Genomic DNA, 13,589 nt, shown 5'->3' on the forward strand with positions numbered 1-13,589 from the left:
AGAGCCCCGCGCCCCCGGGTGGTGCAACTGGCCGTTCTGCCTAGATGCCGCGGAGCTTGCCGGCCGAAGGCCGGAGGTACACCGCCCACGTCACCGCGAAGCAGACCACGTAGGCCGCCAGGAAGGCCACATACGCCGCGTCGCCGTTCTTGCTGGTCAGGAACGACTGCCGGAAGGCCATGTTCACCAGCACCCCGCCGAACGCCCCGATCGCGCCCGCCAGGCCGATCAACGCGGAGGCGAGCCTGCGGGAGTCCTGCTCGGCCGTCGCCGGGTCCGCGCCGGCCGCCACCGCGTCCCGCGCCCTCGCCTGGAAGATCGCGGGGATCATCTTGTACGTCGAGCCGTTGCCGATGCCGCTCAGCACGAACAGCGCCACGAAGCCCGTCAGGAACAACGGCAGCGACTTGGCCTGCGAAGCCGCAAGCACCAGCCCCGCGCCCGCCGCCATCAGCGCGAACGTGGCCAGCGTGACCTTCGCGCCGCCCCAGCGGTCCGCCATCCTGCCGCCGACCGGTCGTACCAGCGACCCCAGCAGCGGGCCGAGGAAGGTCAGGTACGCGGCCTTGACCGGGGTGTCGAACTCCGCGTGGAACTGCACCTGGAGGACCTGGCCGAAGGCGAAGCCGAAGCCGATGAACGAGCCGAAGGTGCCGATGTAGAGCAGGGACATCACCCAGCTGTGCGGCTCGCGCAGCACCTCCCGCAGCGCCCGGCGGTCGTTCTTCAGCGAGGCCAGGTTGTCCATCCGCAGCGCCGCGCCGAGCGCCGCCAGCACGATCAGCGGCAGGTACACCAGCGGGACCAGTCGCGGGTGTGCCGCGCCCGCAGTGGCCAGCACCAGCAGGCCGACCAGCTGGACCACCGGAACCCCGATGTTCCCCCCGCCCGCGTTGATCCCCAGGGCCCAGCCCTTGAGCCGCTGCGGGTAGAAGGCGTTGATGTTCGCCATCGACGAGGCGAAGTTGCCGCCGCCGACGCCGGCCACGCAGGCCACCGCCAGCAACGTGCCGTACGAGACGCCGGGCCGCAGCACCACGCCGGCCAGGACCGTCGGGACGAGCAGCAGCAGGGCGCTGAAGACGGTCCAGTTGCGGCCGCCGAACCGGGCGACCGCGAAGGTGTAGGGCAGCCGCAGCAGCGCGCCGAGCGCGGTCGGCAGGGCGGTCAGGGTGAACTTGCCGGCCGGGTCGATGTGGTACTTCGGGCCGAGGAAGAGCACCAGCACCGACCAGAGGCTCCACACCGAGAAGCCGATGTGCTCGGAGAGGACCGAAAAGACCAGGTTCCTGCGGGCGACTCTGGCGCCCGCCTCGGCCCAGAACGCCTCGTCCTCGGGACGCCAGTCCGTGATGGCGCGGACCCGGCCCGCGGCGACCGCCGCGCCGGGCTCGGCAGTCGTGTCTTCGCTTCCGACGACAGTGCTCATCGGCTCCACCTGTCAGGAGAGTTGGGGTTGGTGCGGACGACGCTAGGAGCGGCGGGTTTCGGCCATCGCCTCCCCGCCGCTCCGCCGTGCTACGGCTCGCGCACGCCCGCGCCGACCAGTTGTGAGGAGGCGTTCACGCCCCTGCCGACCCGTCGGACCTGCCAGACCCGCAGCACCGCGGGCGTGCCGTCGGGCGCGGTCTCCTCGTCCAAACAGCGGCCGTCGCGCAGGTCGAAGACCTGCTTGTACATCGGCGAGGCCACCGTCGGCGCGTCGCCCCGGCTGCCGAGAATGCCGCGGGAGAGGACGTACGCGCCGCTGAACGGGTCGCGGTTGTCCACCGCGTACAGCGTGCCCGCGCGGTCGCGGAAGACCGCGACCTGCTCGCCGCCCGCGCTCAGCGCGGCCACTCCGCGGCCGGGGACCAACTGCTCGAAGTCGCAGACCTGGGTCCACTCCGTGCCGTCGAGGATCTCCACGGTGCCGTGGACCGCACCGTCGTTGTCGTAGCCGCTCATGCCGTACGCACCTCCAGTCGGGGGCCGGCGACCAGCGCCGGGGAGAGGATCCGCCCGTCCTCCTCGGGGCGGGCGGGGCGGATCTGGCCGCGCTCCGGGACGAAGGTCACCGCCGGGTCCGGCGTGCCGGGGGCGTTGACGAAGGAGGCGAAGCGGAGCAGCCGCTCGGGGTCGGCCAGCACGGCGGCCCACTCGTCCTCGTAGGCGGTGATGTGGCGGGCCATCATGGCGTCGAGGTCGGCGCAGATGCCCAGCGAGTCGTCCAGCACCACGGCGCGGACGTGGTCCAGGCCGCCCTCGATCCGGTCGAGCCAGACCGAGGTGCGCTCCAGCCTGTCGGCGGTGCGGATGTAGAACATCAGGAACCGGTCGATGGTCCGGATCAGCGTCTCCCGGTCCAGGTCGGCCGCCAGCAGGTCGGCGTGGCGGGGCGTCATGCCGCCGTTGCCGCCGATGTAGAGGTTCCAGCCGGACGAGGTGGCGATGATGCCGAAGTCCTTGCCCTGCGCCTCGGCGCACTCGCGGGCGCAGCCGGAGACCGCCGACTTGAGCTTGTGCGGGGAGCGCAGCCCCCGGTAGCGCAGCTCCAGTTCGATGGCCAGGCCGACCGAGTCCTGCACCCCGTAGCGGCACCAGGTCTCGCCGACGCAGGACTTCACCGTGCGCAGCGACTTGCCGTAGGCGTGCCCGGACTCGAAGCCCGCGTCGACCAGGCGGCGCCAGATCGGCGGGAGCTGGTCGACGCTGGCGCCGAAGAGGTCGATCCGCTGGCCGCCGGTGATCTTCGTGTAGAGGCCGAAGTCGCGGGCGATCTCGCCGATGGTGATCAGCCCCTCCGGGGTGATCTCGCCGCCGGGGATCCGCGGGACGACGGAGTAGGAGCCGTTGCGCTGGAGGTTCGCCAGGAAGTGGTCGTTGGTGTCCTGCAGCGCGCCCTGCTCGCCGTCCAGGATGTGACCGTTGTCCAGGCTGGCCAGGATCGAGGCGACCACGGGCTTGCAGACGTCGCAGCCCTCGCCGGTGCCGTGGGCGTCCACCAGGTCGCTGAAGTTGGCGATCCCGGTGACCCTGACGATCTCGTAGAGCTCCGCGCGGGTGTGCGCGAAGTGCTCGCACAGGCTCTTGTCGACGGTGACGCCGCTGGCCTCCAGCTCCTCCGCGACGATCGTGCCGAGCATCTTCACGCAGCTGCCGCAGCCGGTCCCGGCCTTGGTGCACTTCTTGACCTCGGGGACGGTGGTGCAGCCCTGCTCGTGCACCGCGTCGCGGATCTCGCCCTTGGTGACGTTGTGGCAGGAGCAGATCACCGCCTCGTCGGGCAGCGCGATCTGCCCGGTGGCGGGGGCGAGGCCGGCCGGCAGCACCAGCTGCTCGGGAGCGGTCTGCAGCGGCTTGCCGCCGATGGCGAGCGGACGCAGCAGACCGTAGGACTCGGTGTCGCCGACCAGCACGCCGCCCAGCAGCTGCCCGTCGCGGCCGATGACCAGCTTCTTGTAGATGCCGGAGCGGCTGTCGCTGTAGAGCACGTCCAGCGAGCCCTCGGTCGCGCCGTGCGCGTCGCCGAAGCTGGCGACGTCGACGCCCAGCAGCTTGAGCTTGGTCGAGGTGTCGGCGCCGGTGAAGCCGTCGGCGTCCGCGTCACGGGGACCGCCCGCCAGCGAGCGGGCGGCCGTCTCGGCCATCGCGTAGCCGGGCGCGACCAGGCCGTAGACCTTGCCGTCGGCGGCCAGCGCGCACTCGCCGATGGCGTAGACGTGCGGGTCGCGGGTACGGCAGCGCTCGTCGACGACGATGCCGCCGCGCTCGCCGACCGGCAGCCCGCACTCCCTGGCCAGCTGGTCCCTGGGCCGCACGCCCGCCGAGAAGACGACCAGGTCGGCGGGGAGCTCCCGGCCGTCGGACAGGCCCATGGCCCGCACCCGGCCGTCGGGACCGGTGAGGATGGCCTGGGTGCCCGCGCCGGTGTGGACGCTGACGCCCAGCTCCTCGATCTTGCGCTTGAGCAGCCGGCCGCCGCCGTCGTCGACCTGGATCGCCATCAGCCGCGGGGCGAACTCGACGACGTGGGTCTCCAGGCCGAGCGCGGTCAGCGCGCCCGCCGCCTCCAGTCCGAGGAGGCCGCCGCCGACCACGACGCCGATCCTGGCGTTGTCCGCCGCGGCCTCGTCCCTGATGGTCTCCAGGTCCTCGATGGTGCGGTAGACGTGGCAGCCCGCCGCGTCGTGGCCGGGGACCGGCGGCACGAACGGGTAGGAGCCGGTGGCCAGCACCAGCGCGTCGTAGTGCAGCACGCTGCCGGAGACAGTGGTCAGCGTCTGGGCGGCGCGGTCCACGACGGCGACGGCGTCGCCGAGGCGCAGGTCGATGCCGTGCTCGGCGAGGAAGCCCGACGGGGTCAGCGACAGCTCCTCGGCACTGGTGCCGGAGAACCACGAGGTCAGGTGGACCCGGTCGTAGGCGGGGCGGGGCTCCTCGGCGAGCACCGTGATCCGCCAGTCCGCCGCGCCGGGCTGCTCGACCACGGCCTCCAGGAAACGCTGGCCGACCATGCCGTGACCGACGAGGACGAGTTCCTTGAGCCGGCCCGCGCGGCCGGCCAGGTGGGAGTTCGGCTGAGAGTCCGTCATCAGGAGGCTCCATAAGAGGTCAGCAGGTGCAGGGGAGGGCTGCTGTCGGGCAGCGGGTCGTCGCGCTCGTAGGCGCGGGTGAGGTCGCCGACGGTGGCCAGGTCGCCGAGGAGGATCGCGCCGACCAGCCGGTCGCCGCGCATGACGAGCTTCTTGTAGCTGCCGCGCGTGGCGTCGGTGAGCCGCAGCACGTGCAGTTCCCCGTCGGGGTCGTCGCCGTGCGCGAGCTCGTCCGCCTCGTCCACCTCGCCGAAGGCCGCGTACTCCAGCGGGCCGGCGCTGAGCCTGGCCAGCGGGCGGGAGCCGGTGTAGCGGGCGTCGGGTTCGGCTCCGGAGAGCCGGGCGGCGAGCACGTCGGCCTGCTCCCAGGCCGGTCCTGACAGTCCGTGGACCGTGCCGCGGTGCTGGGTGCAGTCGCCGAGGGCGTACACCCCGGGGGCGGAGGCGGCGAGGGTGTCGTCGACGACGATCCCCACGTCCACGCTCAGCCCGGCGGCGTGCGCGAGTGCGGTGCGCGGCCTGACGCCGCAGGCCAGGACGGTCAGGTCGGTGTCCAGCCGGTAGCCGTTGGCCAGTTCGACGGCGCCCGCCGAGGTGAGCGCGCGGGCCCGGTTGCCGAGGTAGACCTCCACGCCGAGCGAGCGCAGCCCGCCACGGAGCGCCTCCGACGCCTGCGCGTCCAGCTGGCGCTCGATCAGGTGCGGCCCCTGGTGGACGATCTCGACGCCGAGACCGATCGCGGCCAGCGCGCGGGCGACGCTGACGCCCAGCACGCCGCCGCCGACGACCACGGCGCGCTTCGCCTGCGTGGCGTCCTCCGCCAGGCGGGCGCAGTCGGCGAGGGTCCGCAGCGCGTGCACCCCTTCGCGCAGCCCACCGCCGTCGGCGGTGCGCAGGCCACGGATCGGCGGCAGCACCGGGTTGGCGCCGGTGGCCAGGACCAGCTCGTCCCAGGCCTCGCTGCCGCCGTCGGCCAGGGTCAGGGTGCGGGCGCCGAGGTCGAGGCCGACCACCTCGCTGCCGGGCCGCAGCTCCGCGTCGCCGACCGGCAGCGCGATGGCCTCGGCGTCGTAGCGTCCGGTGAGCACGTCCGCGAGCAGGACCCGGTTGTAGGGGGCGCGGGACTCGGCGCCGTAGAGGGTGACCCGCGCCGTCCCGCCGAGGGCGCGGTAGCGCTCGGCGAAGCGGGCGGCGGCCATGCCCGCGCCGACCACCGCGATATGACGTCTGTTCCTGTTCATGCCTTCCCCCGGCCCGCGGTCCCGCCCGCTGCGCTCGCCCCGACCTGCTGTGGTTGTGTGCCGCGCTCGGCTGTCTCCGTCCGGCCTGCCGCCTCCACCCGTACCGCGCAGACCTTGAACTCCGGCATCTTCGAGGTCGGGTCCAGCGCCGGGTTGGTGAGCGTGTTGGCCCGGCCCGCGCCGCCCCAGTGGAAGGGCATGAAGACGGTGTCCTGGCGGATCGTGTCGGTGAGCCTGGCGGGCGCCACGGCCCGGCCGCGGCGGGAGGTGACCACGAGCGCGTCGCCCTCGGCGACCTTGAGCCGCCGCGCGAGCAGCGGGTGCAGCTCGACGAAGGGGCCCGGGGCCGCCGCGTTGAGGGCGCCCACCCGACGGGTCTGCGCGCCGCTCTGGTACTGCGCGAGAACCCGGCCGGTGGTCAGGTAGAGGGGGTAGTCCGCGTCCGGCTCCTCCGCCGCCGGGCGGTGGGTCACCGGGGCGAAGCGGGCCCGGCCGTCGGGCGTGGCGAAGGCGTCCAGGAAGAGGCGCGGGGTGCCCGGGTGGTCCTCGGCCGGGCAGGGCCAGAAGACCCCGTCCTCGGCACGGATCCGGTCGTAGCTGATACCCGCGTAGTCCGCCTGTCCCCCGGCGGAGGCGCGGCGCAGTTCCTCGAAGACCGTCTCCGGGTCGTCGTCGAAGCGCGGCTTCGCCCCGGTTCCGTGCTTGACCCCGAGCCGTTCGGCCAGCTCGCGCAGCAGCCAGAGGTCACCGCGCACGCCGGTCGGGGCGTCGACGGCCCGCTGACGCAGGATCACCCTGCCCTCCAGGTTGGTCATCGTGCCGGTCTCCTCGGCCCACTGCGCGCTCGGCAGCACCACGTCCGCCAGCTGGGCGGTCTCCGAGAGCACCAGGTCGCTGACGACCAGCAGGTCCAGCGAGGCGAGCCGCGCGGCGATGTGGGCCGCGCGCGGAGCGGACACCACCGGGTTCGAACCCATGAGCAGCAGGGCGCGCACCCCGTCGGGTCCCGGCCGGCCGAGGCTGTCCAGCAGCTCGTAGGCCGAACGCCCCGAGCGGGGCAGCGCGTCCGGGTCCACGCCCCAGACCCCGGCCACGTGGGCCCTGGCCGCCGGGTCCTCGATCGAGCGGTAGCCGGGGAGTTGGTCGGCCTTCTGGCCGTGCTCACGCCCGCCCTGGCCGTTGCCCTGCCCGGTCAGGCAGCCGTAGCCGGAGTACGGGCGGCCGGCCTTGCCCGACGCCAGACAGAGGTTGATCCAGGCCCCGACGGTGTCGGTGCCCTTGCTCTGCTGCTCGGGTCCGCGCGCGGTCAGCACCATGCCGGTCCTGGCCCGGCCGAACAGCTGGGCCGCCTGCCGCAGTTGTGCCGCGGGGACGCCGGTCAGCCGCTCCACCCGCTCCGGCCAGTGGGCCATCGCGGCGGCCCGCGCGTCCTCGAAGCCGGTGGTGCGCTCGGCGACGAAGTCGACGTCGACCATGCCGTCGGCGACGATCAGGTGCAGCAGGCCGAGCGCGAGCGCGAGGTCGCTGCCGGGGAGGGGCTGCAGGTGCAGGTCCGCCTGCTCGGCGGTGCGGGTGCGGCGCGGGTCGACGACGATCAGCGTGCCGCCGTTCTCGCGCAGTTCACGGAAGTAGCGCAGCGCGGGCGGCATGGTCTCGGCCGGGTTGCCGCCGACCAGGATCAGGCAGTCGGTGCGCGGGATGTCCTCCAGCGGGAAGGGCAGCCCGCGGTCGATCCCGAAGGCGATCCTGTTCGCGGCGGCGGCCGAGGACATGCAGAAGCGGCCGTTGTAGTCGATGTTGGCGGTGCCGAGCGCGACCCTGGCGAACTTGCCGAGCTGGTAGGCCTTCTCGTTGGTCAGCCCGCCACCGCCGAAGACGCCGACGGCATCCGCCCCGTGCTCGGCCCGGATCGCGGCCAACCCGTCGGCCACCCGCTCCAGCGCCTCCTCCCAGCTCGCGGCCCGCAGTTCGCCGCGTCGGCCCTCCCGGCGGTCGCGCACCAGCGGCGCGGTGAGCCGGGTGGCCGGGGAGAGCAGCGCGGCGGCGTTCTGCCCCTTGCCGCAGAGCGCGCCGCGGTTCACCGGGAACTCCGGCCGCTCCAGCACCTCGACGGACGGCGCGGCCACCGGAACGGCCGCCGCGCCCGCGGCGGAGCCCGCCGTGGCGCCGGCCAGCCGCATGCCGCACTGCAGCGAGCAGTACGGGCAGTGGGTGTCGGTGGTCGTCGTCATGTCGTCGACCTTGACCGGTGGGCGTTACACAGCCTTGTCCCCCGTGTTGCGCGCGCGGTACGCCTCCCTCACACCGCAGGTCGGACGGGGTGGGTCCGCGGACATGCGCCGTAACACAACACGGCGTTTCGCTAACGCGAGTGTGATGGGCAGGCAACCTCGAGGAAACGCGGTGGCATGAGTCTGCGTCCATGGGCACTGCTGCAACCTCCTCCGCCGACTCCGTCGCACCGCACGCGCCACTGACCGGCTTCACCGTCGGCGTGACCGCCGCGCGACGTCGCGACGAGCTCGTCGCGCTGCTGACCCGGCGCGGAGCCCGCGTCGTCGAGGCGCCCTCGCTGCGGATCCTGCCGCTGGAGGACGACATAGCGCTGCGCCGGGCCACCGAGCTGTGCCTGACCGCGCCGCTGGACTACGTGGTCGCGACGACCGGCGTCGGCTGGCGCGGCTGGATGAGCGCGGCCGACGGCTGGGGGCGCGGCGCGGAGCTGTCCGCCGCCTGCCGGGACGCGGTGGTGCTGACCCGGGGCCCCAAGGCGACCGGCGCGGTGCGGGCCAGCGGCCTGGACGAGACCTGGTCGCCCGACACCGAGGCGACGGACGAACTGCTGGTGTGGATGCTGGCCCAGCCCCTCGCCGGACGCCGTGTCGCGGTGCAGGAGCACGGGCTGCCGCTGACCGCCTTCACCGCCGCCCTGCGCGAGCGCGGCGCGGAGGTGATCCCGGTCCCGGTCTACCGCTGGGCGCCGCCGGAGGACCCCGGGCTGGTGCGCCGGCTGGTCGAGCAGACCGTGCGCCGCGAGGTCCACGCGCTGACGTTCACCAGCGCCCCCGCGATCACCGCCTTCCTGGAGACGGCCGCCGCCGACGGGCTGTACGAGCAGGTGCTCGAGGCCATGCGCTCCGACGTGCTGCCGGTCTGCGTCGGCCCGGTCTGCGCCCGCCCGCTGGTCGAGGCGGGCCTGCCGGTGATCTGGCCGGACCGCGGTCGCCTCGGCGCGCTGGTGCGCACGCTGACCGAGGCGCTCCCCTCCCGCAGCCGCCAGGTACTGCGGGTGGGAGGCCGTGAACTGGTGCTGCAGGGCAGCGCGCTGCTGGTCGACGAGGAGAGCTACTGGCTCTCCCCCAAGGGCGCCACCCTGCTGCGCGCGCTGGCGGAGAGACCCGGCTGGGTGCTCAGCCGCGCCGAACTGCTCCGCCGCGCCTGGGCCGACTCGGACGCCGACGAGCACGCCGTCGAGGCGGCGATCGCCAGGCTGCGCCAGTCCCTCGGCCCGCACAGCGATCTGGTCCGCACCGTCCCCAAGCGCGGCTACCGGCTGGCGGCGGCGTGACCCGAACCGCACCGACCCTGCTGGCGGTCGCCCACGGCACCAGGGACGCCGAAGGCATCGCGACGACGGAGGCGCTGGTCGCCCGGGTGCGCGCGCTGCGCCCCTGGCTGCGCGTCGAACGCTGCTTCCTCGACATCGCCTCCCCCTCGCTGCCCGACGCCCTGGCCACGCTGCGCGGCGAGGTGGTCCTGGTGCCGCTGCTGCTCGGCGCGGGCTACCACGTCCGGGTCGACATCCCCGAGGCCCTGGCCGCCGCGCCCTGGCTGCGCGCCCGCGTCGCCGGCGCGCTGGGCCCGGACCCGCTGCTGGCCGACGCGCTCGCCGAACGGCTCGCCGAGGCCGGCCGGCGCCCCGGCGACGGCCCGGTCGTGCTGGCCGCCGCCGGATCCACCGACCCGGCGGCCAACGCCGACGCCGCGGCGATGGCCGCGCTGCTGCGCTCCCGACTGGGGAGCTCCCGACTGCTGGACTCCCGACCGGAGGGCTCCCCGCCCTCGGGATCGCGCCCGCGCGACGCCGTGGAGGTCGTGCCCGCCTACCTGTGCGCCGCCGGTCCCACCCCCGCCGAGGCCGTCGCCTCGCTGCGCGCGGCCGGACACGCGCGGGTCGCCGTCGCCGAGTACCTGTTGAGCCCCGGCCACTTCGCCCGGCTCGCCGCCCGCACCGGCGCCGAGGCGGGCGCGTGTCTCACCTCCGCCCCGCTCGGCCCACACGACGCGCTCGCCCGTCTCGTCACTCTCCGCTATGACCAGGCGGTCATGGGCGCAGGGCCGGACACGGCTCACGCCACGGCTCACGGGACGGCGGCAGGGCGTACGGGGGCACACTCGGGGCGCATGCTCACGCCGGGGTACTGGGGGGCGCACGGTCGCCCCGTTTCGCCACTCAGCGTGAGCGAAACCTGACGCTCTGCCAAAGATGGCCCAAACCTTGTTGTCTGAGCTGCTGCTTGATGGGGCATCACACTGGGAAGCCCCGGAAGCCTGGCACCCGGAGGGAGCCGTCCGTGCCCGCAGCAGCCATCCCCACGCCCCTGCATCCGCGCCGTCGCAGCACCGATGTCGTGATCGTCGGAGCCGGTCTCGCCGGCCTCGCCGCGGCACGGAGACTCAGCGCATGCGGACTGTCCGTAACGGTCCTGGAGGCCGCCGACCACGTCGGCGGCCGCATGGCCGGGCAGGAGTACGAGGGTTACCGGCTCGACCACGGCACCCACCTGCTCAACAGCTCCTACCCCGAACTCGCCCGCGCGCTCGATCTCGCCGAACTCGAACTGCGGCCGCTCAGCCCGGACGTGATGGTCCGGGTCGGCGGCGGCAGCCGTCCCGGGCGCGCAGGCCGCGGCGGCCACGAGAACGGGCAAGGTCCCGGATCAGGTGCGGGAGCGGAGCGGGCGAGCGGTCCGAACCGCGAACGCCGCTACCGGCTCGGCGCGCCCACGACCGCCCGCGCCGCACTCGGCGCCGCCCGCGCCCCCATCGGTCGCCCGTGGGACAAGGCCCGCCTCGGCGCCAACCTCGCCCGGCTCGCCGGGACGCCCGTCGACCGGCTGATGGCGCGGCCCGAACGCACGGCCGCAGAAGCGCTGACCCAGCGCGGGATCCCGGCCGCCACCGTCGACGGCTTCCTGCGCCCGCTGCTCACCGCGCTGCTCAGCGATCCCGCGCTGCGCACCAGCAGCCGCGTCGCCGACCTGGTCCTGCGCGGCTACGCCCGAGGCCGCCTCTGCCTGCCCGCCCAGGGCGTGGGCGCCGTGCCGCTCGCCCTCGCGCAGCGGCTGCCCGCCGGAACGGTCAGGCTCGGCGTGCGCGCCACCGCCGTCGCCACCGACGGCGTCGACACGGACGGGCACGGCCGCTTCGCCTGCCGCGCCGTCCTGATCGCCACCGACGCCCGCTCCGCGGGCGAACTCCTGCCCGGCCTGCACCAGCCCGAGCACCATCCGGTCACCACGTACTACCACGTCGCGGACGCCTCCCCGCTGGCCGAGCCGCTGCTGCTGCTCGACGCCACGCCCGGCGCGCTGGTCTCGCACTCCCTGGTGCTCAGCGAGGTCGACCGCTCCTACGCGCCGACCGGCGCGTTGATCGCCTCCACCGTCCTGGGCCACCGCGCCTCGGTCCCCGCCGAACCGGCGGTGCGGCGCTCCCTGGCCCGCCTCTACGACGCTGACACCCGGGGCTGGCGGTTCCTGACGGTGCGCCACTTCGTGGACGCGCTGCCCGCGATGCCGCCTCCGCACGTGTTCCGGCGTCCGGTGCGGGTGCTGCACGGGCTCTACGTCTGCGGCGACCACAGGGACACCAGCACCGCCCAGGGCGCGCTCGTCTCCGGCCGCCGGGCCGCGGAGGCACTGCTCCGCGACCTCGGCGTGGTCCGTCGGCAACCAGCGGCAGCCGACGGACTGGCCGCCTGACGGCCGCTGCCGCGGTCCCTGCGTCCCTGCGCCCCTGCGCCCCTGCGCCCCTGCGTCAGATGACACCCGCGGTTCGGGCCGCCTCCTCGAAGGCCCGGACCGACGGGTTGCCCCGATACGGAGCCAGCCTGCGGGCGAAGTCCCGCAGGTACTCCACCGCGCGCAGCGACCGCATCTCGGTCACCCCGCGCAGGGCCTCCGTCGCCGCCGCACACGCCTCGTCGAGCTCGCCCAGCCCCAGCCGGGAGGTGGCGAGCACGACCCGGCAGAAGACCCGGCTGCGCGCGTAGCTCTGCGGGCGCAGCCGCAGCGAGCGCTCGGCGTGCTGTGCGGCGGGACGCCACTGCTGCAGGTCGCGGTAGCAGTGCGCGAACTCGTCGGCGAGCTGCGCCTCGTCGAAGAACCGCGCCCAGTTGGGCAGTTCGTCGCCTCCGTGCGAGGCCTGCAGCGCCCGCTCCGCGCGCACCAGCGCCGAGGTGCAGGACCTGGCGTCGCCGAGCAGCCCGTGCCCGCGCGCCTCCGCCGCGTGCATCAGCGCCTGCACGGCCGTCGGCGCGGTGCTGCCCACCCCCTGCTGTGCCACGCGGGCCAGCTGCACCGCCTCCCTGCCGTGGCCGAGGTAGACCGCCTGCCGACTCATCGTCACCAGCACATAGCCGCCGTAGAGCCGGTCGTTGGCCGCCTGGGCGAGCCTGAGCGACTGCACGAAGTAGCGCTGGGCCAGCCCGTGCGCGCCGATGTCGTACGAGGTCCAGCCGGCCAGCCGGGTCAGGTCCGCGACCGCCCCGAACAGCGCCCGCCCGATCGCCTCGCTGTACCGGCCGCGCAGCATCGGCTCGGCCTCGCTCTCCAGGTACCTGATCAGCGCCTGCCGTGCGTGCCCGCCGCCGTAGGCGTTGTCCAGCGCCCGGAACAGATCTCCCACGGCGCGCACCGCCGCGACGTCCCCCCGGCTGACCCGCTGCACCCCGCGCGGCGATCCGGCCTGCTCCCCGGCGCCGCCCGCGCCCTTGGCCCCCGCCTTGGCGGGGACGGACCTGGCGGCCGGTCCGGCGTTCGGCGCGGCAGGGTGCCCGGCCGCGCCCGGCGCCGCCGGGCCGGTGCGGCGGGCCTGGGGCGGGATGCCGGCCCGGCCGAAGTCCTGCGGGGTCTCCCTGGCGACCCGCTCGTCGGTCCGGCCGATCAGCCAGTCCCGGCTCGGCACCACCAGGCCGGCCGGGGTGAAGGCGATCCGGCGGAGCTCGCTGTGCGCGCCGGTGTCCTTGCGCCACATGCTGGCGACGATGTCGACCGCCTCGGCCGGGCTCTCGGCGAACTCCAGCCCCGCGTAGACCGGGGCACAGGCGTCGAGGCCCAGATCCTGAGCGGTGAGCCGACGGCCGAGCCGCCGGGTGAAGACCTCCGCGATCAGCGCCGGCGTGGCACCGCGCGGCTGCTGACCACGCAGCCAGCGGGTGACGGAGGTCTTGTCGTAGCGCAGGTCGAGCCCGTGCTCGCTGCCGAGTTGGTCGACCCTGCGCGCCAGTCCTGCATGGGAGAAGCCGGCCTCCTCGATCAGCGCCGAGAGCCGCTGGTTGTACTGCAGCCGCTCGGCGCCCGCCGCGCCGGTGCCCCCTCCGCGCCGGCGCCCGCCTCACCGCCGCCCGCCGGACCGCTGTTGGCTGCAGTGTTGTTGGCTGCGCTGCTGTTCGACGGGCTGCTGTTCGCCGGGCTGCTGTGGCTCACGGGTGGCGTTTCCGACACGCGGGTCGGCCCGACCCGCAGAGGGTGGTCCGCGCGGGCGTCGAGCG

The 13,589-nt window shown here is 74.6% G+C and carries 9 protein-coding genes; 3 read left to right on the forward strand and 6 right to left on the reverse strand.

The features are described from left to right. Positions 1-40 precede the first annotated feature (40 nt). From BS83_RS18630 to BS83_RS18650, 5 genes are all read right to left on the reverse strand, one after another. A complete protein-coding gene (locus BS83_RS18630; protein WP_037604877.1) occupies positions 41-1,429 on the reverse strand; it encodes a nitrate/nitrite transporter in 1,389 nt (462 codons plus the stop codon). Between the two features lie 89 nt (positions 1,430-1,518). Further along, positions 1,519-1,947 (reverse strand): nitrite reductase small subunit NirD, encoded by a 429-nt coding sequence (gene nirD, locus BS83_RS18635; RefSeq protein WP_063774192.1) that lies wholly within the window; start codon positions 1,945-1,947, stop codon positions 1,519-1,521. Next, the gene (gene nirB / locus BS83_RS18640) at positions 1,944-4,574 is read right to left on the reverse strand and encodes a nitrite reductase large subunit NirB (protein WP_051943294.1); all 2,631 of its coding nucleotides are present in this window, start codon (positions 4,572-4,574) and stop codon (positions 1,944-1,946) included. The genes nirD and nirB overlap by 4 nt, the downstream gene beginning before the upstream one ends. Continuing rightward, positions 4,574-5,815 (reverse strand): NAD(P)/FAD-dependent oxidoreductase, encoded by a 1,242-nt coding sequence (locus BS83_RS18645; RefSeq protein WP_037604878.1) that lies wholly within the window; start codon positions 5,813-5,815, stop codon positions 4,574-4,576. The genes nirB and BS83_RS18645 overlap by 1 nt, the downstream gene beginning before the upstream one ends. Continuing rightward, on the reverse strand, positions 5,812-8,046 hold the full coding sequence (locus BS83_RS18650) for a molybdopterin oxidoreductase family protein (RefSeq protein WP_084713663.1): 2,235 nt from the start codon (positions 8,044-8,046) through the stop codon (positions 5,812-5,814). Before BS83_RS18650 ends, BS83_RS18645 begins: the two co-directional genes overlap by 4 nt. A 191-nt stretch (positions 8,047-8,237) precedes the next feature. On the opposite strand from BS83_RS18650, the gene BS83_RS18655 reads away from it, so the two are divergent. The 3 genes from BS83_RS18655 (at position 8,238) to BS83_RS18665 (ending at position 11,799) form a co-directional block, all read left to right on the forward strand. Next, positions 8,238-9,383, forward strand: coding sequence for a uroporphyrinogen-III synthase (locus tag BS83_RS18655; RefSeq protein ID WP_037604879.1), 1,146 nt, complete (start codon positions 8,238-8,240; stop codon positions 9,381-9,383). Beyond that, positions 9,380-10,288: a sirohydrochlorin chelatase gene (locus tag BS83_RS18660; protein WP_051943296.1), complete on the forward strand. Its 909-nt coding sequence runs from the start codon at positions 9,380-9,382 to the stop codon at positions 10,286-10,288. The genes BS83_RS18655 and BS83_RS18660 overlap by 4 nt, the downstream gene beginning before the upstream one ends. A gap of 101 nt (positions 10,289-10,389) precedes the next feature. Then, entirely contained in the window at positions 10,390-11,799 is a 1,410-nt protein-coding gene (locus BS83_RS18665; RefSeq protein ID WP_232248412.1) for an FAD-dependent oxidoreductase, read from the forward strand. 55 nt (positions 11,800-11,854) lie between these two features. Here BS83_RS18665 and BS83_RS18670 read toward each other — a convergent pair whose 3' ends face one another. Next, on the reverse strand, positions 11,855-13,384 hold the full coding sequence (locus tag BS83_RS18670; RefSeq protein ID WP_037604881.1) for a hypothetical protein: 1,530 nt from the start codon (positions 13,382-13,384) through the stop codon (positions 11,855-11,857). Positions 13,385-13,589: the final 205 nt, after the last annotated feature.

This window comes from Streptacidiphilus rugosus AM-16, from assembly GCF_000744655.1.
Taxonomy (GTDB): Bacteria; Actinomycetota; Actinomycetes; order Streptomycetales; family Streptomycetaceae; genus Streptacidiphilus; species Streptacidiphilus rugosus.

What these genes read in the sequence shown, in the direction of transcription:
- BS83_RS18650 (WP_084713663.1), bottom strand. Translation starts at nt 8,046, where the DNA reads ATGACGACGACCACCGACACCCACTGCCCGTACTGCTCGCTGCAGTGC.
- BS83_RS18630 (WP_037604877.1), bottom strand. Translation starts at nt 1,429, where the DNA reads ATGAGCACTGTCGTCGGAAGCGAAGACACGACTGCCGAGCCCGGCGCG.
- nirD (WP_063774192.1), bottom strand. Translation starts at nt 1,947, where the DNA reads ATGAGCGGCTACGACAACGACGGTGCGGTCCACGGCACCGTGGAGATC.
- nirB (WP_051943294.1), bottom strand. Translation starts at nt 4,574, where the DNA reads ATGACGGACTCTCAGCCGAACTCCCACCTGGCCGGCCGCGCGGGCCGG.
- BS83_RS18655 (WP_037604879.1), top strand. Translation starts at nt 8,238, where the DNA reads ATGGGCACTGCTGCAACCTCCTCCGCCGACTCCGTCGCACCGCACGCG.
- BS83_RS18645 (WP_037604878.1), bottom strand. Translation starts at nt 5,815, where the DNA reads ATGAACAGGAACAGACGTCATATCGCGGTGGTCGGCGCGGGCATGGCC.